This is a genomic window from Rhizobium lentis (assembly GCF_014200175.1).
Lineage (GTDB): Bacteria > Pseudomonadota > Alphaproteobacteria > Rhizobiales > Rhizobiaceae > Rhizobium > Rhizobium mulingense.
Genome location: NZ_JACHBD010000001.1, coordinates 168,856 through 194,483, shown reverse-complemented (window position 1 = coordinate 194,483; position 25,628 = coordinate 168,856). Strand labels below are relative to the sequence as shown.

Below are 25,628 nucleotides of genomic sequence, written 5' to 3'. Positions count from 1 at the left end.
GCACAGAACCCAAACGACAAAGGGCACCCGCATAGGCCGTCGGAATAAGGCAGAGACCGAAGACGGTCTCAAGGCGCGCGATCGGTAAGAGCGTCGGCTCCCTCCTGCTCGGCGCAATGCCCACAACAATAAATGATGTCGCCCTGCTCGACGCCATGCCCGATGATCCGGACGCCGCAATGCGGGCAGGCCGGAGCGAGTTTCTGAATAGCGCACTCGAAGCTGTCGAAGGTGTAGGTTTCATTTCCTAGATTTACTTGGAAGGCCTTGTCATAATCGTTGCCGCACTGGTCGCATTTGGCCATAACTGAATCCTCCTGCTTATCAACCTCGCGCGCAGCGACAGGTTCCATTTTAGGTTCCGGCTCAAGCCTGGTACCCGACCATGTGGCCGACCGATCAATTGCTGCCGGGCGTGATTTTTGAATCTTGGTTGATTCGCTACTTTAGCGCCTTGTTTTTGCGCATGTGATTGTTGCAAAACCGCTGCATGCTTTTGCGGAACATGCGGCATCGCGCTATTTCAGCCGCGCCACGAGCTTTTCGGCGCTCAGCTCCCTGACCGCGTCCCTGCCGATCCAGCGGGCGGTTTTATCCGGAGTTTCGGCCAGAAGCTTCGCCAGCCGCAGTGCCGGGCCATGGCAGCCGCGATTGCGTTTGCCGATGCTGCGCAGGGCCCAATTGACGGCCTTGCGAACGAAGTTGCGGGAATCGCCGGAATGCGCCTCGATCAGGGGCAGCCAGGCAAGGATAGTCATATCGCTCTCGTTCTTCCGATGGACGGCGGCGCCGGCGATCATGGCGAAGGCGGCGCGGCGAACGAACTCGCGCGCGTCGGCGGCGAATTCCGGTATGAGTTCGTCCAGCCGGGCCTCGACGAAGAGATCGGCGGCGCAGTCGACGATCTCCCAGGAATTGAAATCATTGGCCCAGCTTCTGGCCTCTTCCGCGGTCAGCCGTTTCGGCTCAGCTGTGCACAGGGCAAGCAGGCGGGCTTCGCGGATATCACTTTGCCAGAGCTGCATTGCCCTGACGTGATCCCTCTTCGCCAATCTGGCGACCGCTCTGATATCGGGATTGGAAATCCCGAGAGCGCGACCGGTGACGATGCCGAAGCGCGCCATGCCGGCGACATTCTCCTCCGAGCGCAGCGTTTCGAGATGCGCGATCAGTTCTGCCGGATCGGAGGAGGGGCCGATCATTTCTCAAGACGGGCGAGCAGCGAGGAGGTGTCCCAGCGATTGCCCCCCATCGCCTGCACGTCGCCGTAGAACTGATCGACAATGGCTGTGACTGGCAATTTGGCGCCGTTGCGGCGGGCTTCGGCGAGCACGATGCTCAGATCCTTGCGCATCCAGTCGACTGCGAAACCGAAATCATATTTGCCGGCGTTCATGGTCTTGTGGCGGTTTTCCATCTGCCAGGAGCCTGCCGCACCCTTTGAGATCACCTCGACGACCTTTTCGATATCGAGGCCGGCGCGCTTGCCGAAATGCAGCCCTTCGGCGAGTCCCTGGACGAGGCCGGCGATGCAGATCTGGTTGACCATCTTGGTCAGCTGGCCGGAGCCTGCCGGCCCCATCAGGCCGACCATCCTGGCATAGGCTTCGATGACGGGCCTGGCGCGCTCATAAACGGCTTCGTCGCCGCCGCACATGACGGTCAGGACACCGTTTTCGGCGCCGGCCTGGCCGCCGGAAACCGGAGCGTCGATAAAGTCGACACCTTTTTGCTTTGCCGCTGCATAAAGTTCGCGAGCGACCTCGGCGCTGGCGGTGGTGTTGTCGATCAGCACCGATCCAGGCTTCATGCCGTGCAGAGCGCCGCTATCGCCTGATGTCACCGATCGGAGATCCTCATCGTTGCCGACGCAGACGAAGACAAAATCGGCCCCCTCCGCGGCCCCAGCCGGGGTAGGGGCGGATTTGCCGGAGAATTTCTCAGCCCAGGCGGCGGCTTTCTCGGCGGTGCGATTGTAGACGGTAACATCGTGGCCGCCCTTGATCTTCAGGTGGCCGGCCATGGGAAAGCCCATGACGCCGAGACCGATGAACGCGACTTTAGCCATATGTCCTATCCTTTTCCTGAGTGAGAGGCCCCGAGGATTAACCGAAACGGCGGGAGCAGAAAAGCCATCAGAAGCGACTTCCCGTCGATTGACGTGAGGCTGGCCGTCGTTCGATCCAGCCCTAGATTGCAGGAAGGCACAATACTCCGGGGGACGGCATGAGCGAAAGTCCGACGATCAAGCAGCGGCGCAAGGGCCGCAGTGGCATGCAAGCGATGCTCATTCCGTCGCAGCAGATGGTCGCGGAGCAGATCCGATCAGCACCGCAAGGTGTTCACACCGATCTCGGCGCCCTCCGCCGCCGCCTCGCCGCCCAATACGGGGCGGATGCCTGCTGCCCGGTGACAGTGCAGCGGCATTTGCGAGCCGTCGCCGAACTGTCCTTCGGCGCGTTGGCGGCGGGCGAGCCGGTTTCGGCGGTGACGCCCTACTGGCGTCTGGTCGATCCCGCGAGCCTGCTTGCGGCGCGTCTTGCCGGTGGTCCCGCCTTCATTCGGGAGCGGCTGGAGGCCGAGCGTCCGGAGAGTTCTTGAGGCAGTTTATCGGGCTGGTGCGGCGGTGCGCTCGCTGCTGCCGAATATCTGCCTGTCGCAGCGGCGGTGCGATCGATGTGAGATGCTTCTATACATAGCTGTAGAGCTATGTAAACTCTCCGTTTCGATGCGCCGCAAGGCTCTGGTTCTCTTCCTACTTGGTTCTATAGGAATCTCGCAGCGTGCTTGCGGCTTGATTCACGTATGCCTCGACAGCTATACGTAAATTCATAGCCCCAGAGATATGAATCGCCAATGCCAGATGCTCACGACGTGCTTTTTAGGACGCTTGCCGATCCGACGCGGCGGGCTCTGTTCGAGCGGCTGTGCCGCGAAGGGGAGAAGACAGTCGGGGCTCTGACGGCCCAGGCCGGCGTGTCGCAGCCGGTTGTTTCGAAGCATCTTGGAATACTGAAGCAGGCCGGATTGGTGCGCGACCGCCACGAAGGACGGCAGACGCATTACAGTGCGCAGCTTGGCGCGCTGGCGCCGCTGGTCGACTGGACGCGCGAGATGGCCGGCTTCTGGCAAAGCCGCTTTAACGCTCTCGAAGATTTGCTGAAAAGGATGGATCAATGACCGACACATCGACAGAAACGCGCTCCGTCGTCATCGAGCGGGAAATGCCCTATCCCTCGGAAAAGATCTGGCGGGCGCTCACTCAGCCGCACCTGCTTCAGGAGTGGCTGATGAAGAGCGACTTTAAGCCCGCCATCGATCATCGTTTCAGTTTCAGCGCGGATTGGGGCTCTGTCGACTGCAGGGTCCTGGAAGTCGAGCCGAACAAGACCCTGTCCTATAGCTGGGAAGCCTATGGGCTGGAAAGCGTGGTCACCTGGACTCTCACCCCAACCGGCACCGGCACACATTTGCGGATGGAGCAGTCTGGCTTCCGGCCGGATCAGCGGCAGGCTTACGGGGGCGCCAGGAGCGGGTGGACGCAGTTCTTTGCAAATCTGGAGCAAGTTCTGGCGCGGTCGGAGTGAGATCGTCGAAGGGCGGATCGTCCGTCGCTAAAGCTCGTTTTCCCGGGATAGGAGGTCCCTTTGAACTGGAACACCTGCTTTCGGCAAATCCATCGCTGGCTGTCCGTCGCCTTTACGGCGGCTGTCACCGTCAATATCATCGCCGTGCTGCAGGAGAAATCGACCATCTGGGTAGGCCTCTTGGCGCTGTTGCCGCTCCGCCTGTTGATGCTGACCGGTCTTTACCTGTTCCTGCTGCCCTATGCCGCGAGGTGGTGCGGGAGATGGGAGTGAATGCGACCGAGAAAAGATCCAAGACGGCGGCCAAGGTGACGAGCAAGACGGCCGCCGAACCGGCCGCGACGCCGAAGCTGCTGTCGGGTGGCAACCCGCAGATCGCCAAAGGCCATGGCGACGCGCCCGTGCAAGCCTATATCGCGGCGATGCCCGGCTGGAAAAGCGAGATCGGTCGTCGCCTCGATGGGATCATCACCGCCACGGTGCCTGGCGTATCCAAGGCAGTCAAATGGAACTCTCCCTTCTATGGCATCGAAGGGCAGGGCTGGTTCCTCGGCGTCCATTGCTTCACGAGATACGTCAAGGTGGTCTTCTTCCGCGGCGCCCTGCTCGATCCTCCGCCGCCGGGCGCGTCCAAGCAGAAAGACGTGCGTTACCTCGACATCCGCGAGGATGACGACATCGATGAAGCCCAGTTGACCGCCTGGGTGGAGCAGGCCAGCCGATTGCCCGGAGAGCGGATGTGACCGCAGCGATGTCATCGACATCTGGGCCGATGAAGAGAGACAATCATGAAGAAAGCGACGGCAAGCATGAAGAAGAGCGGTTCCGGGCAGCAGGCCGAAGAAGCCTCGCCCTCCCAAATGATCGATGCGAGGATCGAGGAGCTCAAGGATTGGCGCGGCGAGGCGCTCGCGCGGGTCCGGGCGCTGATCAGGCAGGCCGAGCCTGACGTTGTCGAGGAATGGAAGTGGCGAGGGGTTCCGGTCTGGGAGTGCGGAGGCATCATCTGCACCGGCGAGACCTATAAGAGCGTGGTGAAACTGACCTTTGCCAGGGGTGCCGCGCTTGAGGATCCTTGGGGACTCTTCAACTCCAGCCTCGAAGGCAACACCCGGCGCGCCATCGATATCCACGAGAGCGACAAGATCGACGAGGAGGCGTTGAAGGCGCTCGTTCGCGCCGCCGCCGCGTTGAACATGTCAGCCAAGGCCTCTCGTTCTAAAAAGTGATGTAATATCTGAAACTTGCTAATGGATCGGGCTTGTTTCGCGCTCGAGAAAGAGTTCGAGATTGTCGAGGCCGATTTCGGTGCCCTGAAGACGGGCGCCGTTGTCGGCATATCCGTCAAGAAACACCGCTTGTTCGGTAAAGACCATCTTTGTGCCGCCGGGTTCGGCTTCGAAGGCGACGGTGGCGAGTGAGACCGAGATGCGGGCTTCGCCGAGCTTCATCTCATAAGCGTAGATGATCCGCGCATCGGGCACGATGTCGATGTAACGGGCGTCATAGGCGTGCAGGAGCCCTTCCGTATCGGCGACATAATTTCTCTCCAGTCCACCGGGACGGAAATCCAGGCCGTATTCCAGCGGCACCCAATCGCCGTGGCAGGCGAACCACTGGCGCTTGGAATCCGGCAGCGACCAGGCGCGGAAGACGCGGGCGACGGACGCCTTCAGGTGGCGTTCGATGACGAGGGTGGCGTGTTCTGTGGATCGTGTCGTCATTCGGGGAGGGTCTCCGGCTCATCGGCGAGAAATTGGTCCAGCCTGTCGAAGGCGGTGGTCCAGCGGGTCTTTCGCTGTTCCACCCAGCGCTCGACGGCGGCAAACGCATCCTGCTGCAGGCGGTAGGTCCGCACCCGGCCGGATTTTTCGGAGAATACGAGGCCGCTGTCTTCCAACACCTGCAGGTGTTTCATTACCGTCGGCAGGGCGACGGCGAGCGGCGCCGCGAGCTCGGTGACGGAAGCCGGGCCGCGGCCGAGGCGGTCGATCATGCCCCGGCGGCTGCGGTCGGAAAGCGCGTGGAACATGCGGTCGAGATCCGCCTGGTCGTCGATCATCCCGCTGCATCCCGGAAGCAGGCGGGCAGCCTCTCTTTATAAGGGTAGAACTTGAAATAGGGCCGGGCTTCTTCCAGCGTTCTTGCAAAGGATGGGCGCGTCAGCAGCCGATCGTAATATGCGCTAAGGTTGGGCTGTTCCGGTGAAAACGGGATCAGCGTCTCGGCGTAAAAGAGGGCCGGGGCGGCGGCGCAATCGGCCATGGTGAAATCGTCGCCGGATATCCATTGCTTGCCGGCCAGCTGTTTTTCGATCATCGCGTAGGAGGTGCCAAGCGTCGACCGGGAGGCGGCCATCTCGATCTCATCCGCCTCGCCCTCGGGTCGGCGACGATTGCTGACCAGCGACTGCATCGGTGCCTGGACATAGTTGTCGAAGAAGCGGTCCCAGAGGCGGACCTGCAGCGCCCGGTCGATCTCCAGCGGCAGCAGGCGAACGGGGCCGGGATAATATTGCTCGAGATATTCGATGATGATCGAGGTCTCGGGGATGGTGCTGTCGCGGGCCTCGTCGCGCAGCAGCGGCATCTTGCCGATCGGCCAGAAGCGGAAGAGATCGGCACGCGAGTTCTCATCGGATAGATCGACGAGACGGTTTTCGAAGGGCGTGCCGTTTTCGTAAAGCGCAATCAATACTTTGTGGCAGAAGGAGGCGAGCGGATGCCCATAAAGCACAAGCGACACGGGGCGACCTTTCCAATTTGGAAAAACTTTACCGATCGACTAAGTAACAGCTAGCCGCACATCACGCAAGAGATACTTCGCCGAGCATGCAAGTATTCCGTCAGGCGATATGTCTGGCGATTACCAGATGGCCGGGCGTCGGCTGTCCATCTTCCATCCGCACATTGATATCCGATATCTCGACAAGCTCGAAACCGGTGGCCGTCAGCCGCTCTCTCACATAGGCGTCGGCATGGGCGAAGCGCTGATGCGGGCCGACCATGTAAGCGCGTCCGGCGAGAATTTCTTCGGGCAGGGTTTCGGAGGAGAAGATGAAGAGGCCGCCCGCCGTCAGATTCTCGGCGGTCCCGAAGAACAACGGTTCGAGCGCCCCGAGATAGGGCAGCACATCCGTTGCGGTGATGATGTCGAAGGCTTCCTCGTCATTGTCCTCGAGGAAATCCTCGACTTCGGCGACGAAGAGCGTCTCGTAGAGATCCTTCTCATGAGCGATCTCGACCATCTTTTCCGAAATGTCGATGCCGGTCATGTCTTCGCAGAGGTCGCGCAGGGCGCCGCCGGTCAGACCCGTGCCGCAGCCGAGGTCGAGCAACCGCTTGAATGGTCCGAGCTTCAGCTGCTGCAGGCGCTGGCGGACCAGCATCGGCACATGATAGCCGAGCTGCTCGACGAGCACGTCCTCGAAGACCTCGGCATGCTGGTCGAACAAGGTCTCGATATAGGCGTCGGGCGCCTTGGCCGGCGTTTCACCGCGGCCCATCGCGGCGATGCGCACGGCGGCTCCGCCGTGGTCGTCCGGATCGATTGTCAGTACTTCCTCATAGGCCGCCACGGCCGCATCGACATCACCGGCCTTTTCCAGCGCCAGTGCACGGTTATAGGCCTCGGCAAGGGCTTCTTCGTCGATTTTCTTTGCCATCGCGGTCATTATCCTTCTGTTTCAGGCACGGCTCTAAGGCGGCTTTCAATCTTTTGCAATGGCGTGGCTGCAGGCGCAGAATGGTCGGGCGCCCTATGAGAGGCAGCCGAAAGGGAGACGAAGGGAGGAAAATCATGGAGACCGAGCAGGACAGAATATTGTCGATAAGGGAAAGAGAGGATGCGCGGAGGTCGCTGCTGCCCGGTACGCCCGGCGAGACCACCAATACGCTCGTCCATTATTACCGTGGCGAGCTCGGACGCATGACGAGCTGGCGCGACCGCATCGACCGGACATCCAACTGGGCGATCACCGTGGTGGCGGCGCTGCTCTCGGTATCGCTGTCGACTCCGACCTCGCATCATGGCGTGCTGCTGTTCGGGATGATGCTGATCACGCTGCTTCTGATGATCGAGGCGCGGCGCTACCGCTTTTTCGACATATACCGCGCCCGCATCCGCCAGATCGAGCGCTGCTATTTCGCGCAAATTCTGGCGCCCGACCCCAATAGCGGCAGCGATTGGGCCGCGGTGATCGCCGGCAGCCTGCGCCATCCGCGCTTCCTGCTGAGTTATGGCGAGGCGATGCATCGCCGTCTCAAGCGCAATTACGGCTGGATGTATTTCATCCTGCTGCTAGCCTGGTGCCTGAAGATCTCGACGCCGAAACTGCAAACAGAGGGCACGCCGGCGCTGCAGGCGCATTCATGGGCTTATGTTATCGACAATGCCGTGCTTGGGCCGATCCCCGGCCTTGCGGTCATTGCTGCGGTCGTCGCCTTCTATTTCGGCATGCTCTATTTCGCATTGCGTCCGGATCGTGACGAGGGCGAATTCGGCCATGGCGAGGCGCATGTCTGATCAGTGCAGGATGAACTCACCCTTCAGCGCGCGCCACTCGGTTGCCGAGATCAGCTTGCGGTGGACGTAGCGCACCGAATGCAGCGGTCCGTCGAGCTTCTCCTGCCAGAATTTCAGGAAGCCGCGCATCTCGGGAAAATCCGGGGCGAGATCGTAATCCTGCCAGACGTAGGTCTGCAGGATCCTCGGGTGGTCCGGCAGGCGGTAGAGGATTTGGGCGGTGGTGAGGCCGTAACCTTGTAATTGTCTTTCCATGTCCGTGTGCATTTTATTCCGCTTGTTCTCGTTCCCACTCGCGCGCCTATTAGCGCTACGTGATATGGAAACATGCGAGTGGTTAACGGAAACTTTACAGACACTTCCGGAAAGGGCAATTCATTTTTAATATCAATGGCTTGGCAGCACGGCCCCGCGAGTGCTGCCAGTCAGCGCTTGAGATGGCGGGTCAGCCGACGCTCGATCCACGCCCAGAGATGGCGCAGCGCCTCGACGATGGTGAGATAGAAGATCGCCGCCCAGAGATAGGTCTGGTAGTCGAAGGTGCGGGAGAAGGCGTAGCGGGTTTCGCCCATCAGATCGAGCACGGTGATGATGGCGACGACCGCCGAGCCCTTGATCAGAAGGATGATTTCGTTGCCATAAGGGCGCAGCGCGACGATGAAGGCCTGGGGCAGGATGACCTTGCGGAAGGCAATGGCCTTGTGAATGCCGAGTGCGGCGGCCGCCTCGCGCTGGCCGTGCGGCACGCTCTCGATTGCGCCGCGCAGGATTTCCGCCTGATAGGCTGCCGTATTGATGGTCATGGCAAAGAGGCCGCAATACCAGGCTTCGCGGAAGAACCACCAGATGCCGATGGCTTCCAGCTGTGGACGAAAAACGCCGAGGCCGTAATAGACCAGGAAGAGCTGCGCAAGCAGCGGCGTGCCGCGGAAGAAATAGATGTAGCCATAGGCGAGCCAGTTGAGCACCCGGTTCTTCGACAGCCGCGCCATGGCGAGCGGCAGCGACAGGATGGCGCCGCAGACGACGGAGATGGCGACAAGGCTGAGCGTCACCCAGAGACCGTGTAGATAACGCGGCCCATAGCGGGAGAATTTGTCCGGATCCCAGCCCTTGACGACGGTAAAGATCAGCAGTGCTGCGAAGAGGGCCCAGAAGGCAACGAGGATATAGCCGCTGAGGCGTGCCGCCGTCATCGGCTTTGCCACCTCTCGGGGGGCGGGTTGCGGCGGGATCAAGGCTTCGGCATAGCTCATCGGCGGACCTCGGAACGTTTGGCCCAGCGGTCGATGCGGACGAGCAGGAACGAAGAGAGGATGGCGAGCACCAGATAGAGACAGCAGGCGATGCCGTAGAAGAAGAAGGGTTCCTTGGTCACCCGCACGGCGACGCTCGTCTGGCGCAGGATGTCGGCAAGGCTGATAATCGAGACATAGGACGTGTCCTTCAGCAGCACCATCCAGAGGTTCGTCAGGCCGGGGAGTGCGATTCGTACGAGCTGCGGCAGGATGATGAGCCGCAGTGTGCGGCCGCGATGAAGGCCGAGCGAGTCTCCCGCCTCATACTGGCCCTTGGGTATGGCGCGGAAAGCCGAGAGCAGCACTTCCGAACAGTAGGCGGAGAAGACGACCGACAGCGCGATCACGCCGGCGAGAAAAGCGTTGATCTCGATCGGCGGGCCTACATAGCCGGCAAGCTCGAGGAGGGACTGGATCAGCATCTGCATGCCGTAATAGATGATGAAGAGCGTCAAAAGCTCCGGCAGGCCGCGGAAGATCGTCGTGTAGATGCCGGCGGCCAGCCGCAGCGGCTTTTCCTCCGACTGTTGGCCGAGCGCCACGAGAAAACCGATGACGAGGCCGATCGGCAGGGTGACGATCGCCACCGAAACGGTGACCTGCAAGCCGAGGGCGATTTCGTCGCCCCAGCCAGTATCGCCGCAGGCAAGAATCGTCGACTGACCAAACCAGGTGAAGATGCCAACGGGTCCGCACAGCGGATCGAAAATGTGAACAAGTGAGCTCCAGAAGGAGCCGAGCGCGGAAAATAATCCGCCCATGCGAGTATTCCCCTCACGGCTTTTGCCGTTTTAATCTTGTCACCGTTGTCAAACAAAAATGGCGGAAGAGCAAGCCTTCCGCCATTCGCTTTACCGGCCAGATACCGAATTTCTCATTCGCCGTAAACGTCGAAGTCGAAGTACTTGTCCTGAATCTTCTTGTACTCGCCGCTGGCGCGGATCGCAGCGATCGCCGTATTGAGCTTTTCCTTGAGCGGATCGCCCTTGCGGATGGCGATGCCGGCGCCTTCGCCGTTGATTTCCTTATCGACCGGCAGGGTGGTCAGGATCTTGCAGCAGGCACCGGCGTCGGACTTAACCCACTCGGAGAGAACGACGACGTCGTCGATGACGGCATCGACACGGCCGCTGGAAACGTCGAGCTTGTATTCGTCAGCGGTCGGATAGAGCTTCAGCTCGGTGTCGGCCAGATGCTTCTCGGCGTAGTTGGCGTGCGTCGTCGAGGTCTGCGCGCCGATCACTTTACCCTTGAGCCCAGCAACGTCGGTGATCTTGGAGTCCTTCGGCACGGCGATCGCCGGCGGGGTGTTGTAGTACTTGTTGGAAAAGTCGACGAGCTTCAGGCGTTCCGGCGTAATCGACATGGAAGAGACGATCATGTCAAATTTCTTGGCGTTGAGCGCCGGAATGATGCCATCCCAATCGGTGCTGACGAAGCTGCATTCGGCCTTCATCTCGGCACAGAGCGCCTTGGCGATATCGATGTCGAAGCCCTGAATCGTGCCGCTGGCATCGACGAATTCGAAGGGCGGATAGGTCGAATCGGTGCCGATCACGTATTTTTCGCCATCGGCCATGGCCGAGCCGGCAAAGAGTGACATTGCCGCGATCGAGGCTGCCGCGAAGATGCGGGTGGAGTTAAACATGAGGATCCTCTCTGTTGGTGGCCGCTGTCTGTTTTTCTCTCGGACTCGCGGCCGCTATTCAACGGTGTCGACACCGCCTTAGGGCGATAATCAGACTTTTTTTCATGGAATTGCAACACAAATTCCCGCGCAATTGTGCGGTGCAAATAACAGGCGAGATGAACGAAAGCAGACTGCAACATTCACGGGAGGTTAATCCCGCGCTTCCTAGAACCGGAACAAATCGGCGGCTTGGCGCTTTGCCAATTCGCCGTTTCGCCTCATTGCGAAGCTAGGGGCGAATCAAGGCCTGTGGGCCTTCAGGAAGCTCAAACAGGATCGAGGAAACCAGATGGGCAAGAAATCTAGATTGTTTGCGAGTGCAGCTTTCCCGCTGCTTTCCCTATCGCTGGCTCTCCAGCCTGCCACGACGATGGCTGCTGTCCGCGACGGCACGACGCCGACCGCGGCCGTGCAGCAGGCGGAACAGGGCAGTTTCGAAGTGGCGCAGGACGCGCCTTCCGAGGAAGAGCTCTTGAAGAAGAAGCGCAAGCAGAAGGAGGAAGCCCCGGCCGAGCAGGCGCCGGCCGCGGAACAGCCGAAGGAGGCGCCCGCCGAAAAACCGAAGCCCGAGCGCAAGGAAGCGCCGGAACCCAAGGCAGAGCCGGAGCCGCCGAAGGCCGAAGCCGCGCCGAAGGAAGAGCCGGCCCCGCAGGCCGAAAGCAAACCCGAGCGCAAAACCAAGAAGGAAGCCCAGCCAGAGGCCAAGCCGGACGCCGAGCCCCAGCAGGAGCAGCAGCCGGTAACGCAGGAAAAGCCGAGGAAGCCGAAGAAACAGGCCGAGCCGGATGTCCAGCCGGAGCCCGAACAGCAGCCGGCCGCCAAGGAAGCTCAGCCGGAGACGGAGCAGGCGCAGCCCGAGGCGAAGCCCGAAGGCGGCAAGCGGGAAAAAGGCCGGGATAAGGCTAAGGCGAAGAGCGAAACTGCCGCTCCCGAAGCGGTGGCGCCCGCCGAGGAACAGACCACGCCCGAAGCCAAGCCGGAGGTAAAACCCACGGCCGAAACGCCTGCTGAGAAGAAACCGAAGAAGGGTGAGGCTGCCGCACCCGCGGAGAAGGAAACCGAAGACAAGGCGGCAGCTCCGGAAGCTGCGCCCGCCGAAAAACCCGCCGAAGGCACGGCCGTAAAGCCTGCCGCTGAGCAGCCTGCCGGCGAAAAGCCGGCTGCGCCCAGCACCGAAACGGCCCAGCCAGCGCCGGATGCCAGCGGCGGTCAGCAGGTCGAGCAGGCGATTCCGGCACCGGAAAAGGTTTCTCCCGAGGAACTGGAACGCCGCAAGAAGGTTGCCGCGGATCCGGCCAAGAGCAACGAGACCGTCGTGCTGCCGGTCGAGAATGGCGCCGCCGTGCTCGACAGCGACAAGGATGCCGACCGCAGCAAGGGCCGTGAAGGCCGCCGCGACCGCGACAAGGTGCGCGCCGAGAGCCAGGAGGTGAAGGTGCCGACCTCGGATGCCGATGCGCAGGCGGCCACCGCCGATAAGGCGCCGGCGACGATCAAGCTCGAGGCGGTGACCAGGGAGAAGGGCACCAGACTAGAGGAGCGGCCGCGATTCGTCCGTCCCGAGGGCGCCCGCGTTGACGACCAAACCGACGACAATCGCGTGATCATTCAATACAACAATCAGGTAATCGTGCGCAGCGACGACGACAGACGGTTCCTGCGCGACGGCGAACGGCCGATTTATGAAGAGCTGCCCGACAGTCGCTATCGCGAGACGATTACACGGCCGGAGGGCTATCGCATCGTGACGATCCGCAACCGTTACGGCGATATTATCCAGCGGTCGCGCATCGATGCCCGCGGGCGCGAATCCGTCCTCTATTACTCGCCCGATCTCTACGAAGATCCGGACCGCGGCTATTTCGAAGATCCGGGCGCCGATCTGCCTCCAATGCGGTTGCGGGTGCCGCTCAGCGATTACATCATCGATACGCGCAGCGACCCGGACCGGGACTACTATGAGTTCCTGAGCGAGCCGCCCGTGGAGCCGGTGGAGCGGGTTTATTCGCTCGACGAGGTGAAGTATTCGGCGCGTATCCGCGACAAGGTGCGCCGCATCGACCTCGACACGATCACCTTCGCGACCGGCAGCGCCGATATCCCGATGACCCAGGCGCGCACCCTGCGCAAGGTTGCCGACGCGATCAGCCAGGTGCTGAAGAAGGATCCGAGCGAGACCTTCCTGATCGAGGGGCACACGGATGCCGTCGGCAGCGATCAGAGCAATCTGGTTCTTTCCGACCAGCGCGCGGAATCGGTCGCTAACGTGCTCACCGACGTCTACGGCATCCCGCCGGAAAACATGGCGACGCAGGGTTACGGCGAGCGTTACCTGAAGGTGAACACATCAGGTCCCGAACAGGAAAACCGCCGCGTCACCATCCGCCGCGTTACCCCGCTGGTGCGCCCGGTCGCCGCCAACCAGTAAATATTGTTGCCCCTCTCCAGTCGTGGAGAGGGGCAACAGGCTTGCTCCCTCTTCTCCCCGCGGGGGAGAAGAGACTTGAAGTCCTACTCGCCGACTCTCTTCGCCGCCTTTTCGATGACGTCGGCGACTCTTTCCGGTTGGGATGCGAAAACGGCATGGCTGGCCTTGATTTCGGTCACGTCACTGCCGGCTCGTTTTGCCATGTCGCGCTCGAGATCCGGGTTGATGGCGCGATCCTGAGTGGCGACGATCGACCAGCTCGGCTTCGTCCGCCATGCCGGCTCTGCGATCTTGGCCGCGAAGGCCTGTTTCGAGGCGAAGACTTGTGACTTTGCCAGGAAGTCGGCCTCGGCTTTTGGAAGGTCGGCGGCAAAATCCGCCGCGAAGGCGCCGGGGTCGAGATATAGATATTTGCCGTCCTTCGTTTCCTTGATATCCATGCTGCCGGCCGGCTTTGAGCTGGCGAGGCTCAGCAGGCTTTCGCCCTCGTCGGGCTGGAAGGCTGCGACATAGACGAGGCCCGCGACATGAGGATCGTTGCCGGCTTCGGTGATCACCATGCCGCCGTAGCTGTGGCCGACGAGGAGCGTCGGTCCTTCCTGAAGGTCGAGAACCCGTTTTGTCGCGGCCACGTCGTCGTCGAGCGAGGTGAGGGGTTCCTGGACGATGGTGACGTTGAAGCCGCGCTTTTCGAGGATCTCGGTTGCCTTGCGCCAACCCGAGCCGTCGGCCAGCGCGCCGTGGACGATCACGATGTTCTTCACCGAGGCAGCCTCGGCTGCGAACGCGATTCCGGCGGTGGCAAAGGCAAAGGCTGCGATGAAAGTCAGATGCTTGTTCATGAGGTTACTCCTTGTGGTCGATGTTGAAGAGCGGGGTGTGGAACGGTCTTGGGTTCAGCCGAAGGTGAAGGCGTAGGCCTGGACGCCGGGATCGAGGAAGCGGATCTCGAAGTTGCGGGCGGCGACGGTGCCGGATTGGCGGACGAGCTGGTAAAGCCTGGTCGCGGTGACCGTGCCGTTGCCGTCGGCATCGATGTCGGAGCCGTGATCGGATCCTGGCGGCTTGCCATCGATCGATACCTGGAAGCGGATCGGTTTTGCGTCGGCACCGGGTCCGAGCACGAGATGCAGGTCACGGGCGCTGAAGCGATAGGCGATGCCGCCGCCCGGCTGGTCGAGCGTCGCCTGATCCTTACCGACGGTCCAGGTACCGGAGAGGCCCCATGCGTTGAGACCGGGCTCGGCAATCGAGTAGTTCTGCGGCGTATCGGCCTGCAGCCCTTCGGGCGACGCGAAATTTGCCGTCTGCCCATAGCCGAGATAGGTCTCGCCGGAGCGGATATTGCTGAGGTCGGGAGCCGCTTCCACGCCCTTGGCATTCGGTACGGCGGGCGCCGTCGCCGTCATTTGGCTGCCGGCCTCGCGCAGCAGGTCCTGAATGGCCTTTTCGGTCCTGCCGTAATTGCCTTCGCCGAAATGATGATAGCGGATCTGGCCCTTGGCGTCGATCAGATAGGCGGCCGGCCAGTAGCTGTTCTCGAAGGCGCGCCAGATCTTGTAGTCATTGTCGACGGCAACGGGATAGCCGATCTTGAAGTCACTGATCGCGCTTTTGACGTTATCGATCTTCTTTTCGAAGGCGAATTCCGGAGCGTGGACGCCGATCACCACGAGACCTTGATCGGCATATTTTTCCGCCCAGGCCTTGGTGTAGGGGATCGTGCGAATGCAGTTGATGCAGGAATAGGTCCAGAAGTCGACGAGCACCACCTTGCCGCGCAGCTCTGCTGTCGTCAGGGGTTTCGAGTTCAGCCATTCGACCGCGCCGTCGAGCGAGGGCGCATAACCCTCGACGGGGAGATCGCTGCGGAAAGGCTTCTTCGCATCGACCGCGACGAGCGTCGCGTCGTTGCTCGCGACCTCGGAGGGTGCAGCGGCGAGCTCCTTTGCATGCAGCCGGTCGAGCACGGCCTGTTCAAGAGACGCGGTGCTGGCGTAGGAGAGGCGGGACAGTAGGCTGGTGTCGAGGCCGAGGGCGATGATGGCGACACCTGCGAGCACGGCAGCGCCAAGCACCTGGCGAATACGATCACCGAAACCGAGCGAGCGCTTCATGGCGGCAAATATCTTTCCGCCGGCCGACAAGGCGACGGCAAGGGAGGTCGCCGCACCGGCTGCATAGGCAACGAGCAGGAAGCTGGTCTCAAGGTTGGCGCCCTGCAAGGCAGCACCCGTCAGCACGAGACCGAGGATCGGCCCGGCGCAAGGCGCCCAGAGCAGGCCGGTCGCGACGCCGAGAATGAGGGCGCTCCTAACCGTCGGCGCCGTGCGTCCGCCGCCGCTGGCGTTCACGAGGTTATTTCCCAGGTCGACGATCGGACGGGCGAGGGTGCTGGCAAAGCGCGGCGAAAGCAGGCTCACGCCGAAGAGGGCAATCAGAACGATCGCGGCAAGGCGGCCATATTCATTGGCGCGAATGGCCCAGCTGCCGCCGACCGCAGCAAGTGTCGCGACCAGCGCGAAAGTGGCGGTCATGCCTGCCAGCATCGGTAACGTGCTTTTGACGAAGGGCTGGCCGGCGCGGGCGAAGACGAAGGGGAGGATGGGGAGGATGCAGGGGCTGAGTATGGTCAGCATGCCTCCGAGATAGGCAATGATCAGAAGTGTCATCATCGTTTCCTTTGAAACCGATTGGTCGGGCTCTGGACGGCGATGGGCCTGAACCAGCAACGACGCGATGTAGCCGGGCGGAGGTATCTCCGGTGTGTCTGGTTTGGCGGGAAAATGTACCGAACTATTGCGCTGGGGCGGAAGCGATACAAAAGAATACAAACTGCCTCATCCGCAGAGGGGCTGACGCACCCGGCGCTCGGACGAAGGCAGGGCGGCGATTGTATCAGAATGTATCTCGGCGGGCCGGGGTTACATTCGCATTCAAAAACCGCGGCTTGCGACATACGGGCGATACAAGCCGAACGTCTTCTGAGCACCGTGATCCATTCGACAGGAGAGACCCATGTCAGAGCAAATCAACCATCACCGCCGCCGCTTCTTCGGCATGACAGCCGTCGCCCTTGCGGCGGTTGAATTCGGCGTGACCGGCATCGCCGCTGCCCAGACCGCGCCGGCTTCGGCCGGAGCCATGCCCGACGTGAAGAGGGGAACCCATACGTCCTTCGAAGCGCTGAAGCAGATCAAGACCGATGTGCTTAATATCGGCTACGCCGAAGCCGGCAAGACGGACGGTCCTGTGGTCCTGCTGCTGCACGGCTGGCCCTATGACATTTATAGTTTCGTCGACGTCGCGCCGCTGCTTGCCTCCGCCGGCTACCGCGTGATCATACCTTATCTGCGCGGCTACGGCACGACCCGGTTCCTCAACGACAAAACGCCTCGTAACGGCCAGCCTTCGGCGCTCGCCGCCGATATGATCGCCCTGCTCGATGCGCTCAAGATCCAGAAGGCGGTGATTGCCGGCTACGACTGGGGTGGGCGGACAGCCAACATCATGGCCGCACTCTGGCCGGAGCGCTGCAAGGCGATGGTGTCGGTCAGCGGCTACCTAATCGGCAGCCAGGCAGCCAACGAGAAGCCGCTGCCGCCGAAAGCCGAGCTTGCATGGTGGTACCAGTTCTATTTCGCCACCGAACGTGGCCGTCTGGGCTATGCCAGCAACACGCATGATTTCGCAAAGCTCATCTGGCAGACGGCCTCGCCGAAGTGGAATTTCGACGATGCGACCTTCGACCGATCTGCTGCCGCCTTCGACAATCCGGACCATGTCGACATCGTCATCCACAATTATCGCTGGCGCCTGGGGCTGGTCGAAGGCGAGGCGAAATACGACGCCTATGAAAAGAAGCTTGCCGCCTTGCCGATGATTTCGGTGCCGACGATCACCATGGAGGGTGATGCCAACGGCGCGCCGCATCCGGAGCCCTCCGCCTATGCCGAAAAGTTCTCCGGCAGGTACGAGCATCGCACGATCGGCGGCGGCATCGGCCACAACCTGCCGCAGGAGGCGCCGCAGGCCTTTGCCCAGGCGGTCATCGACGTCGATCACTTCTGATCGGCGGCAGTGGCTCGTTGCACGGGCCGGCGGAATATGCGTAGGTCGCGTCTGCGCTTCGGTATCATGACCGAGGCGGTGGGCGCGGCCATATCGTTGAGGAATAGGCAAATATGGATCATGTCGATCACGTCCTGATCGTCGACGACGATCGCGAAATCCGCGAGCTGGTTTCGGGCTATCTGCAGAAGAATGGCCTCAGGACCAGCGTTGCCGCGGACGGCCGCCAGATGCGCAGTTTTCTGGACTCCAATTCAGTCGACCTTATCGTGCTCGACGTGATGATGCCCGGCGATGACGGTCTGGTGCTGTGCCGCGAACTGCGCGGCGGGCGGCACAAGGCAATCCCGGTCCTGATGCTGACGGCCCGCACCGACGAGATGGACAGGATCCTCGGGCTGGAGATGGGCGCCGACGACTATCTCGCCAAGCCGTTCGCAGCGCGCGAGCTTCTCGCCCGCATTAAGGCGGTGCTGCGGCGCACGCGCATGCTGCCGCCCAACCTGCAGATCAGCGAGGCGGGACAATTGCTGACCTTCGGCGATTGGCGGCTCGACACGGTTGCTCGCCACCTCTTGGACAAGGAAGGGACGGCGATTGCACTGAGCGGCGCCGAATACCGCCTGCTGCGTGTCTTCATCGACCATCCGCAGCGGGTCCTCAATCGCGATCAGCTTCTGAGCCTGACGCAGGGGCGCGACGCCGAGCTCTTCGATCGCTCGATCGATCTATTGGTCAGCCGCCTGCGGCAGCGGCTGGGAGACGATGCGCGCGAACCCACCTACATCAAGACGGTGCGCAGCGAAGGCTATGTCTTCTCGGTTCCGGTCGAAATTTCGGAGCCGCGGCAATGAGGAGTGCGGTCGCCATGCTGCCTGGCCTGATGTGGCCGAGAACGCTGCGATCGAGGATCTTTCTCATCCTGCTGGTCGGCCTGGCCTTCGCCTACGGGCTTTCCTTCAGCGTTCTCTACATGGAGCGCTACATGTCGGCCAAGGCGGTGATGCTCGGCACGCTCGAGAACGACGTTGCAACATCGATTGCCGTTCTCGACCGGCTCCCGGCGGCCGAGCGCGGCGACCTTGTGGACTGGTTGAGCCGCGGCAACTACCGATTCGAACTTGGGCCTGGCTTGGCCGGTGTGCCCGACGCCTCGAGCAAGGGCAGGGAGATCGCGGGAAAGATCGAGGCGGCCGTCGGGCACCGCTTCCCGATCCGGATCGAACGGATACCGGGCGGGGTGAACCGGCTGCAGGCGCATCTGATGCTGAGCGACGGCAGCCCGCTCACGATCGATGTGACGCCGAGGGGCGTCATGCCGATCGCGGAATGGCTGCCCTATGTCTTTGCCGTCCAGATGGCGCTCCTCATCCTGTGCACCTGGTTTGCGGTGCGCCTGGCGATCCGGCCGCTCGGAAGGCTGGCGGCTGCCGCAGATGCGCTCGATCCTGACAAGGATGGTCCCGCTTTGAGCGAGGCGGGGCCGAGCGAAGTCGCGCATGCGGCGAGGGCGTTCAATGCGATGCGGGAGAGGATCGCCCATTATCTCGAAGAGCGGGTCCAGATACTGGCGGCGATTTCCCATGACCTGCAAACGCCGATCACCCGCATGCGACTGCGCGCCGATATGGCGGAGGATTCGCCCGAGAAGGACAAGCTGGTGAGTGATCTCGCCGAGATCCAGCGCCTCGTGCAGGACGGCATAGCCTATGCGCGCAGCGCCCACGGCAGCGGGGAGAAGAACGCCCGCATCGATCTCTCCTCGTTCATTGACAGCATAGCTTACGACTATCAGGACACCGGGAAAGCCGTCAAAGTCGTCGGGCTGGTTGAGGGCGCCGCCTTCACCAAGCCGCATGCCCTTCGCCGCATCCTGTCGAACTTCATCGACAATGCCCTGAAATTTGCAGGCTCTGCCGAGATCAGCGTCGGGCATGACGCGGAACAGCATGTCGTCATATCGGTCATGGACCGCGGGCCCGGAATACCGGACGATATGCTGGAAGCAGCCATGCAGCCGTTCTTTCGGCTGGAGCAATCCCGCAACCGCGAGACCGGCGGCACGGGGCTTGGCCTTGCGATCGCCCAGCAGCTGACGGCCAAGATCGGTGGTTCGCTGCGGCTATACAATCGCGCCGGTGGCGGGCTTGCGGCGGAAGTCACCCTGCAGTGACCGCAGGGTTACCGGGGGTTTTTCCGGCGGTTTTGTATACAAGAATGTCCCGGATACCGGATGCTACGTTTTGTGACATTTCGGTCGATTTTGGAAACATGCAGGATATATCGGCCGGTCAAAACTCACTTCGTCAACCCGGTCGCAGCAGTGATCTCCTCGCGTTCTGCGGCCAATCTACGGAGTGTTCCCATGACAAATATCGAACAGGTTCTCTATACCGGCAAGACCCACACCACCGGCGGGCGCGACGGCGCTTCGCAAAGCGACGACGGCCAGCTCGACATCAAGCTCTCGCCTCCCGGCAGCGCGCGGCTCGGCACCAATCCCGAGCAGCTTTTCGCCGCCGGCTGGTCCGCCTGCTTCATCGGCGCGATGGGCATTGCCGCCGGCAAGCTGAAGATCAGGCTTCCCGCGGAGACTGCGGTGAATGCCGAAGTCGATCTCGGGACGACGGACGGCGATTATTTTCTGCAGGCCCGGCTGAAGGTCAGCCTGCCCGGCATCGAGCCGGATGTCGCCAAGGCGCTTGTCGACGAGGCGCACCGGACCTGCCCGTATTCGAAGGCGACACGCGGAAATATCCATGTCGAGCTGAGCATTGCCTGAAGGCGGCAGCGGAGAGGAAACAGGGCGAGGCCCGGCCGGGCTTCGCCGATGGAGGGTCCAATGAGATTGATGATTATCTGCGTTCTGGCATCTGCGGTCTTCGCCGCCCCCTGTATCTACGACATCAGCTCGCACGAACCATCGCCGCTTGCGGGCCTTGTCACGGCGGCCTTCGCGGTTGAGCAACCGCTTTTCTGAATTTAGCAGGGAGAATGACAGTGAAACTCTACCAGAACGAAATTTCTTCCGCGACCTCGAGGGTCCGGATCGCGCTGGCCTTCAAGGGGCTGACGGCAGAGGCGCTGCCGGTGAGCATTCTCGGAGAAGATGCCGAGAGCCGGCAGGCCAGCTATCGCAGCGTCAACCCGCAGGGGCTGGTGCCGGCCTTGCTGACGGATGGCGGTGTCCTCATCACCCAATCGCTGGCGATTGTCGAATATCTCGATGAGGTTCAGCCGGAGCCGCCGCTGCTGCCCGATACGGCTGAAGGCAGGGCGCAGGCCCGTTCGATCGCGCTTGCGGTCGCAGCCGAAATCCACGCGCTGCTGCCGCCGCGGATCGGCCTGCATCTGAAGGCTGCCTTCCAAGCCGATGCCGACGCCGTTGCCGCCTGGAGCCGTCATTGGGTCGGCGAGGGAATGGCCGCGGTCGAGACGATGATTGCCGGCCGCAGGAATGGCACTTTCGCCGTCGGAGACAGGCCTGGCATAGCCGACATCTTCCTCTTTCCGCAGGCGGTCAGCGCCCGACGCATGGGCTTCGACCTTGCCCGGTGGCCAAATATCGCTGAGATCGTCACCAAGCTGGAGACGATACCGGCTTTTCGTGAGAATGCGCCTGCGCCGAGGAAATGATCTGATTGGTGAAGACGCAGCCGAAAAGTATTTCATTCTCCACACGACGTCACCCTCGGCCTTGTGCCACTACTGTCCGGTTGAAATCCTTTCCAAAGGGTTATGGGGAAATTAGTGTCTACTTTACGGTGCGTAATGTAGGCACAGAAGGCTCGGCATAATTTCGCCTCGGAACTCTCTGCGACGCCGATGCCACCCGCCAGCATTCGTCTTATCGCGAAAATAATAAGTCAAAACAGTAAAGCGGCACATCTACTGCAAGTCTCGGAAACTTCCGCAACCGCTTTTGCTAAACCGGACAGCAGTGGGCAAGCCCGAGGATGACGGAAGGACTTTGCTTAGCGGGTGACCCTTGCCTGCAGATGCGGAGGGTAACGATCGCCTTCGACCTTGATGGTGGCCAGCGCGCTTTCGGCAAGGTCCTTAGCGCTTAGCTCGACCGCGGCGGATTGAATTTTTTCCTTGAGGCCGTGCAGCTTGGTCGTCCCGGGATTGGCGCGATCAGGGCTTGTGCGCCAGCACCCATGCGAGAGCGATTTGGGCGGAGCTTGCCTTTTTGCCCGCGGCGATTCTCCGAGACGATCGACCAGCGCTTGGTTGCCTTTGGCGCCTCCAGAAAAAGAGCGGACCGAAATGGCGGACATCCTTGCTGTCGAGTTTGGTCGTTTTTCAATCGGGCCGCTCAGAAAGCCCCTGTCGACCATTTGACATTCCGTTTGTCGCCACTAATTCCAGTATAAACTGAAGGAAACAATGAATGAATACAGTCGTGCCTGCCATGAAAGCCCGTACCGGAGTGTCCGGTTTAGATACAATTCTGGCAGGTGGTCTTTCGCCGGGGCACGTGTTTCTCCTGGAGGGAAACCCCGGGGCGGGAAAGACAACGATTGCGCTGCAATTTCTGATCGAGGGTGCTCGACTTGGCGAGCAGGGGCTCTACATCACCCTTTCCGAAACCGAGAGCGAGCTTCGTGCAGGTGCCGCATCGCACGGTATGGTGATCGACGGCCATATCGAGGTCTTTGAAGTCGTTCCTCCGGAAAGCTTGTTGGATGCCGACCAGCAGCAGAGCTTGCTCTATTCATCAGACCTGGAACTCGGAGAGACGACAAAGGAGATCTTTGCCGCATTCGAGCGGGTCAAGCCAAGTCGTGTGGTTCTCGACAGCCTGTCGGAGATCCGGCTGCTCGCGCAAAGCTCGCTGCGCTACCGGCGGCAGATCCTGGCGCTCAAGCACTATTTTGCCCGCCAGGGGGCGACAGTCCTTCTGCTCGATGATCTGACGTCCGACGTGCTTGACAAAACGGTGCACAGCGTCGTGCACGGCGTCATCCATCTCGAGGAGATGGCGCCGACCTATGGTGCCGAGCGCCGACGGCTCAGGATCACGAAGTACCGCGGGCAAGCCTTCCGCGGCGGCTTCCATGACTTCACCATTCAAACGGGCGGTGTTGTTGTTTTTCCACGTCTCGTTGCCGCCGAACATCGGTCAACTTACGTCCGCGATGAAATATCCTCGAATATCCCGGAACTGGACCTTCTGCTGGGCGGGGGCTTGGAAAGAGGTTCCAGCACGCTCATCCTCGGTCCAGCCGGTACCGGCAAGAGTACTTTCTCGTTTCAATTCTTGGTCGCGGCGGTCGCGCGTGGCGAGAAGGCGGCGGCCTTCATCTTCGACGAGGAGCTTGGTCTGCTCTTTACGCGGCTAAAGTCTTTGGGAATGGATCTCGAGACGTTAAGGAGCAGCGGTCTTATTCATATCGAACAGCTCGACGCCGCTGAACTGTCGCCAGGTGAATTCGCGCATCGCGTTCGCGATTGCGTGGACAAGACGAATGCCAAGACCGTCATCATCGATAGCATCAATGGCTATCAAGCATCCATGCCGGATGAAAACTCGCTGATCCTTCACATGCATGAGTTGCTTCAATATTTGAACAGGCAAGGTGCCAATACCTTCCTTACCGTTGCGCAGCATGGGCTTGTCGGCGACATGAAGGCGCCGGTCGACGTCACCTATCTAGCGGACACAGTCATTCTGCTGCGTTATTTCGAGGCTGCGGGAAGGGTGAGGCGAGCAGTCTCCGTAATCAAGAAGAGAACAGGGCTGCACGAGGATACCATCCGGGAGTATCGTATAGACAGCTCCGGGCTGACTTTCGGGGACCCTCTGGTCGGGTTCCAAGGTGTGCTTCGCGGCGTTCCCGAATTCGTGACGACCTCAGCGCCGCTCCTGTCGACAGTTGACGGGGATCGCGGCAATTCCTAGCTCCGAAAAACCGAAAGCATTGATATACACTCCTGCCGGTCGCGATGCTTGGGTGGCGGGATCGTTAATCGAAGAGGCCGGATTGGCACCAATTGCTGCCGCCGACCTGGCTATGTTCGCGTCGTCGCTCGGCGATGACGTCGCACTTGGCGTCCTGACAGAAGAGGCCGTTCGTTCGACAGATCTCAGGCCGATAGCGGCATGGGTTTCGGCTCAGCCGAGCTGGTCAGACCTGCCGTTCATCGTGCTTACCATGCGTGGAGGCGGGCCCGAGCGAAATCCCGCCGCCGCTAGGCTCTCGGAGGTTCTTGGCAACGTCACCTTCTTGGAAAGGCCGTTTCATGCAACCTCCTTCATCAGCATTGCCCGTACCGCATTGAAGGGGCGCTTGCGCCAATATGAGGCGCGAGCTCAGCTCGAGGCGCTGGGCGAGGGAGAGCGACGGTTGCAGACTGCGCTCGCCGCCGGTCGTCTCGGGGCGTGGGAACTGGCGCTCTCGTCGATGGCTCTGTCCGCCTCGGCGACCTGCAAAGCAATCTTCGGCCGAGATGCCGACGACGATCTCACGCGCGACGATCTCATCGCAAGCATCCACCCAGACGACCGGGATCTTGTGCTGGCGCGCCTGCGTCGGACGATCAATACCGGACGTGATTATTCGATCGAGCACAGGACGATCTGGCCGGATGGATCACTGCATTGGACCGAAGTTCATGCGCAGCTCTATACCGACAGATATGGTTCGGCCAGGAAGCTCGTCGGCGTCTGCTCCGATACCACCGCTCGGAAAGCCATTGAGGAAAATCTGAGGCGGCTTAATGAAAACCTCGAAGAGCGTGTGAGGGAACGAACCAGGGAGGTCAACGCCGCCCACCAGACGCTACTGGAGGAAGTCGCGCAGCGCGAAAGAGCTGAGGAGCAACTTCGCCAATCGCAGAAAATGGAGGCGATCGGTCAGTTGACCGGCGGCGTCGCACACGACTTCAACAATTTGTTGATGGTCGTTCTCGGAAATTTGGAATTGCTTGGCAAACACGTGGCCGGAGATGCCAAGGCGACGCGTCTGGTCGACGGCGCGCTTCAGGGCGCGCGGCGCGGGGCGGCACTGACACAACGGCTGCTGGCCTTCGCCAGACAGCAGGATCTGCAAGTCAAGCCCGTTGATCTGGCCGAGCTGGTCTCAGGCATGAACGACCTCCTGCGACGCTCGGTAGGATCCTCGATCAGGGTCGAAACCATCCTGCCGGCGACCCTGCCGCCGGCCCTGGTCGACGCGAACCAGCTCGAACTGGCCTTGCTCAACCTTGTGGTCAATGCCCGTGACGCGATGCCGGAGGGGGGGACGCTGTCAATTTCGCTGCGAGAGGAACATGTTTCCGGCGATAAAAGTGATCTCGGCGACGGAAGCTATGTGGTGTTGGGGGTGGCCGACAGCGGCATCGGCATGGATGCGGTGACGCTGAAGAAGGCAGTCGAACCATTTTTCTCCACTAAAGAAGTCGGAAAGGGCACGGGCCTGGGGTTATCGATGATCCACGGACTCGCGGTTCAGCTCAATGGCGCACTTCGCCTGAGAAGCGAGCCTGGGTTAGGAACGACTGCCGAGTTATGGCTTCCGGCGACCGCGTGGCGCCCCGAGGAGCCAGCCGGATCGGAGGTGGCAATTGAGCAAGCTGCATCCAGACTGAAGATTCTCCTGGTCGATGACGACGCGTTGATCGCCATGAGTTCGGTCGACATGCTTGAAGATCTCGGCCACGAGGTCGTCGAAGCAAATTCCGGCTCGCAGGCGCTGGAACTGATCAGGAGCGGTCAGCATTTCGATCTTGTCATCACCGATTATTCAATGCCCGGCATGACCGGCGAACAGCTCGCCCACGCCGCTAGGGAGATTGATCCAGAGTTGCCGATCCTGCTGGCGACAGGTTACGCCGATCTTCCTGCTGGCACCGATTTCGATCTTCCGAGATTGGGAAAGCCCTATAATCAGGCTCAACTTACCAAGGAAATCGCTAAGGCAATGGCAAGCGGAAGTGCTCCGGTTCTCAGATCCGCGAGCGGCGCAGGCGGCTCAGACCCAACAGCGCCACACGTCTTTTCCGACGCGCAAAGGACGCTGTAGCAC

At 61.2% G+C, this 25,628-nt stretch carries 29 protein-coding genes and 1 pseudogene; 16 read left to right on the top strand and 14 right to left on the bottom strand.

Going from position 1 to position 25,628, the window contains the following annotated elements:
• Nucleotides 1–68: 68 nt before the first annotated feature.
• The 3 genes from GGI60_RS00970 to GGI60_RS00960 form a co-directional block, all read right to left on the bottom strand.
• A complete protein-coding gene (locus tag GGI60_RS00970) occupies nucleotides 69–353 on the bottom strand; it encodes a hypothetical protein (RefSeq protein ID WP_246720280.1) in 285 nt (94 codons plus the stop codon).
• A gap of 165 nt (nucleotides 354–518) precedes the next feature.
• Nucleotides 519–1,202: a DNA alkylation repair protein gene (locus GGI60_RS00965; RefSeq protein WP_183913344.1), complete on the bottom strand. Its 684-nt coding sequence runs from the start codon at nucleotides 1,200–1,202 to the stop codon at nucleotides 519–521.
• A complete protein-coding gene (locus GGI60_RS00960; RefSeq protein ID WP_183913346.1) occupies nucleotides 1,199–2,068 on the bottom strand; it encodes an NAD(P)-dependent oxidoreductase in 870 nt (289 codons plus the stop codon). Before GGI60_RS00960 ends, GGI60_RS00965 begins: the two co-directional genes overlap by 4 nt.
• 158 nt (nucleotides 2,069–2,226) lie before the next feature.
• Between GGI60_RS00960 and GGI60_RS00955 the strand changes: the two genes are divergently transcribed.
• The 6 genes from GGI60_RS00955 (at nucleotide 2,227) to GGI60_RS00930 (ending at nucleotide 4,816) form a co-directional block, all read left to right on the top strand.
• Entirely contained in the window at nucleotides 2,227–2,601 is a 375-nt protein-coding gene (locus tag GGI60_RS00955) for a hypothetical protein (protein WP_183913348.1), read from the top strand.
• A 255-nt stretch (nucleotides 2,602–2,856) separates the two neighbouring features.
• The gene (locus GGI60_RS00950; RefSeq protein WP_183913350.1) at nucleotides 2,857–3,180 is read left to right on the top strand and encodes an ArsR/SmtB family transcription factor; all 324 of its coding nucleotides are present in this window, start codon (nucleotides 2,857–2,859) and stop codon (nucleotides 3,178–3,180) included.
• Nucleotides 3,177–3,587, top strand: a complete 411-nt coding sequence (locus GGI60_RS00945; RefSeq protein ID WP_183913351.1) for an SRPBCC domain-containing protein — start codon at nucleotides 3,177–3,179, stop codon at nucleotides 3,585–3,587. Before GGI60_RS00950 ends, GGI60_RS00945 begins: the two co-directional genes overlap by 4 nt.
• A 60-nt stretch (nucleotides 3,588–3,647) precedes the next feature.
• Nucleotides 3,648–3,860, top strand: a complete 213-nt coding sequence (locus tag GGI60_RS00940) for a hypothetical protein (protein WP_183913353.1) — start codon at nucleotides 3,648–3,650, stop codon at nucleotides 3,858–3,860.
• Nucleotides 3,851–4,330 carry a DUF1801 domain-containing protein gene (locus GGI60_RS00935; RefSeq protein WP_183913355.1) on the top strand — a complete coding sequence of 160 codons (480 nt, stop codon included), beginning with the start codon at nucleotides 3,851–3,853 and terminating at the stop codon, nucleotides 4,328–4,330. The genes GGI60_RS00940 and GGI60_RS00935 overlap by 10 nt, the downstream gene beginning before the upstream one ends.
• A gap of 45 nt (nucleotides 4,331–4,375) precedes the next feature.
• Nucleotides 4,376–4,816, top strand: a complete 441-nt coding sequence (locus GGI60_RS00930; RefSeq protein ID WP_183913357.1) for a DUF1801 domain-containing protein — start codon at nucleotides 4,376–4,378, stop codon at nucleotides 4,814–4,816.
• Between the two features lie 18 nt (nucleotides 4,817–4,834).
• On the opposite strand, the gene GGI60_RS00925 is transcribed toward GGI60_RS00930, so the two are convergent.
• The 4 genes from GGI60_RS00925 to GGI60_RS00910 all read right to left on the bottom strand — a co-directional run bounded on the left by GGI60_RS00925 (nucleotide 4,835) and on the right by GGI60_RS00910 (nucleotide 7,251).
• Complete coding sequence (locus GGI60_RS00925) at nucleotides 4,835–5,311, bottom strand: SRPBCC family protein (RefSeq protein WP_183913359.1); 477 nt, start codon at nucleotides 5,309–5,311, stop codon at nucleotides 4,835–4,837.
• Nucleotides 5,308–5,649: an ArsR/SmtB family transcription factor gene (locus tag GGI60_RS00920; RefSeq protein ID WP_183913361.1), complete on the bottom strand. Its 342-nt coding sequence runs from the start codon at nucleotides 5,647–5,649 to the stop codon at nucleotides 5,308–5,310. The genes GGI60_RS00925 and GGI60_RS00920 overlap by 4 nt, the downstream gene beginning before the upstream one ends.
• Nucleotides 5,646–6,332 (bottom strand): glutathione S-transferase family protein, encoded by a 687-nt coding sequence (locus tag GGI60_RS00915; RefSeq protein ID WP_183913363.1) that lies wholly within the window; start codon nucleotides 6,330–6,332, stop codon nucleotides 5,646–5,648. The genes GGI60_RS00920 and GGI60_RS00915 overlap by 4 nt, the downstream gene beginning before the upstream one ends.
• 100 nt (nucleotides 6,333–6,432) lie before the next feature.
• Nucleotides 6,433–7,251, bottom strand: coding sequence for a class I SAM-dependent DNA methyltransferase (locus tag GGI60_RS00910; protein ID WP_183913365.1), 819 nt, complete (start codon nucleotides 7,249–7,251; stop codon nucleotides 6,433–6,435).
• Between the two features lie 134 nt (nucleotides 7,252–7,385).
• Here GGI60_RS00910 and GGI60_RS00905 point away from each other — a divergent pair, with 134 nt between their 5' ends.
• On the top strand, nucleotides 7,386–8,111 hold the full coding sequence (locus GGI60_RS00905; RefSeq protein ID WP_183913367.1) for a DUF2270 domain-containing protein: 726 nt from the start codon (nucleotides 7,386–7,388) through the stop codon (nucleotides 8,109–8,111).
• Here GGI60_RS00905 and GGI60_RS00900 read toward each other — a convergent pair whose 3' ends face one another.
• From GGI60_RS00900 to GGI60_RS00885, 4 genes are all read right to left on the bottom strand, one after another.
• The gene (locus GGI60_RS00900) at nucleotides 8,112–8,378 is read right to left on the bottom strand and encodes an usg protein (RefSeq protein WP_183913368.1); all 267 of its coding nucleotides are present in this window, start codon (nucleotides 8,376–8,378) and stop codon (nucleotides 8,112–8,114) included.
• A 158-nt stretch (nucleotides 8,379–8,536) separates the two neighbouring features.
• The gene (locus GGI60_RS00895; protein ID WP_183913370.1) at nucleotides 8,537–9,367 is read right to left on the bottom strand and encodes an ABC transporter permease; all 831 of its coding nucleotides are present in this window, start codon (nucleotides 9,365–9,367) and stop codon (nucleotides 8,537–8,539) included.
• Complete coding sequence (locus GGI60_RS00890; protein ID WP_038689396.1) at nucleotides 9,364–10,170, bottom strand: ABC transporter permease; 807 nt, start codon at nucleotides 10,168–10,170, stop codon at nucleotides 9,364–9,366. The genes GGI60_RS00895 and GGI60_RS00890 overlap by 4 nt, the downstream gene beginning before the upstream one ends.
• A 113-nt stretch (nucleotides 10,171–10,283) precedes the next feature.
• On the bottom strand, nucleotides 10,284–11,057 hold the full coding sequence (locus GGI60_RS00885; RefSeq protein ID WP_183913372.1) for a transporter substrate-binding domain-containing protein: 774 nt from the start codon (nucleotides 11,055–11,057) through the stop codon (nucleotides 10,284–10,286).
• 331 nt (nucleotides 11,058–11,388) lie between these two features.
• Here GGI60_RS00885 and GGI60_RS00880 point away from each other — a divergent pair, with 331 nt between their 5' ends.
• Nucleotides 11,389–13,527 (top strand): OmpA family protein, encoded by a 2,139-nt coding sequence (locus GGI60_RS00880; protein ID WP_183913374.1) that lies wholly within the window; start codon nucleotides 11,389–11,391, stop codon nucleotides 13,525–13,527.
• An 83-nt stretch (nucleotides 13,528–13,610) separates the two neighbouring features.
• On the opposite strand, the gene GGI60_RS00875 is transcribed toward GGI60_RS00880, so the two are convergent.
• Both GGI60_RS00875 and GGI60_RS00870 read right to left on the bottom strand, forming a co-directional pair.
• The gene (locus tag GGI60_RS00875; protein ID WP_183913376.1) at nucleotides 13,611–14,369 is read right to left on the bottom strand and encodes an alpha/beta fold hydrolase; all 759 of its coding nucleotides are present in this window, start codon (nucleotides 14,367–14,369) and stop codon (nucleotides 13,611–13,613) included.
• A gap of 54 nt (nucleotides 14,370–14,423) precedes the next feature.
• Nucleotides 14,424–16,199 carry a cytochrome c biogenesis protein DipZ gene (locus GGI60_RS00870; RefSeq protein ID WP_183913378.1) on the bottom strand — a complete coding sequence of 592 codons (1,776 nt, stop codon included), beginning with the start codon at nucleotides 16,197–16,199 and terminating at the stop codon, nucleotides 14,424–14,426.
• A gap of 346 nt (nucleotides 16,200–16,545) precedes the next feature.
• Here GGI60_RS00870 and GGI60_RS00865 point away from each other — a divergent pair, with 346 nt between their 5' ends.
• The 6 genes from GGI60_RS00865 (at nucleotide 16,546) to maiA (ending at nucleotide 21,234) form a co-directional block, all read left to right on the top strand.
• Nucleotides 16,546–17,598, top strand: coding sequence for an alpha/beta fold hydrolase (locus tag GGI60_RS00865; RefSeq protein ID WP_183913380.1), 1,053 nt, complete (start codon nucleotides 16,546–16,548; stop codon nucleotides 17,596–17,598).
• 113 nt (nucleotides 17,599–17,711) lie between these two features.
• Nucleotides 17,712–18,452, top strand: a complete 741-nt coding sequence (locus tag GGI60_RS00860) for a response regulator (RefSeq protein ID WP_183913382.1) — start codon at nucleotides 17,712–17,714, stop codon at nucleotides 18,450–18,452.
• The gene (locus GGI60_RS00855) at nucleotides 18,449–19,771 is read left to right on the top strand and encodes an ATP-binding protein (RefSeq protein ID WP_183913385.1); all 1,323 of its coding nucleotides are present in this window, start codon (nucleotides 18,449–18,451) and stop codon (nucleotides 19,769–19,771) included. The genes GGI60_RS00860 and GGI60_RS00855 overlap by 4 nt, the downstream gene beginning before the upstream one ends.
• 192 nt (nucleotides 19,772–19,963) lie before the next feature.
• A complete protein-coding gene (locus GGI60_RS00850) occupies nucleotides 19,964–20,380 on the top strand; it encodes an organic hydroperoxide resistance protein (protein WP_183913387.1) in 417 nt (138 codons plus the stop codon).
• A gap of 60 nt (nucleotides 20,381–20,440) precedes the next feature.
• Entirely contained in the window at nucleotides 20,441–20,578 is a 138-nt protein-coding gene (locus tag GGI60_RS00845; protein WP_183913389.1) for a hypothetical protein, read from the top strand.
• Nucleotides 20,579–20,598: 20 nt separating this feature from the next.
• Entirely contained in the window at nucleotides 20,599–21,234 is a 636-nt protein-coding gene (maiA, locus tag GGI60_RS00840; protein WP_183913903.1) for a maleylacetoacetate isomerase, read from the top strand.
• 338 nt (nucleotides 21,235–21,572) lie between these two features.
• Here maiA and GGI60_RS31795 read toward each other — a convergent pair.
• Nucleotides 21,573–21,929 (bottom strand): annotated as a pseudogene (locus GGI60_RS31795) (aldo/keto reductase); the annotation flags it as partial.
• Between the two features lie 62 nt (nucleotides 21,930–21,991).
• Between GGI60_RS31795 and GGI60_RS00830 the strand changes: the two are divergent.
• A complete protein-coding gene (locus tag GGI60_RS00830) occupies nucleotides 21,992–23,503 on the top strand; it encodes an ATPase domain-containing protein (RefSeq protein WP_183913391.1) in 1,512 nt (503 codons plus the stop codon).
• The gene (locus tag GGI60_RS00825; RefSeq protein WP_183913393.1) at nucleotides 23,478–25,625 is read left to right on the top strand and encodes a hybrid sensor histidine kinase/response regulator; all 2,148 of its coding nucleotides are present in this window, start codon (nucleotides 23,478–23,480) and stop codon (nucleotides 25,623–25,625) included. The genes GGI60_RS00830 and GGI60_RS00825 overlap by 26 nt, the downstream gene beginning before the upstream one ends.
• Nucleotides 25,626–25,628 lie beyond the last annotated feature (3 nt).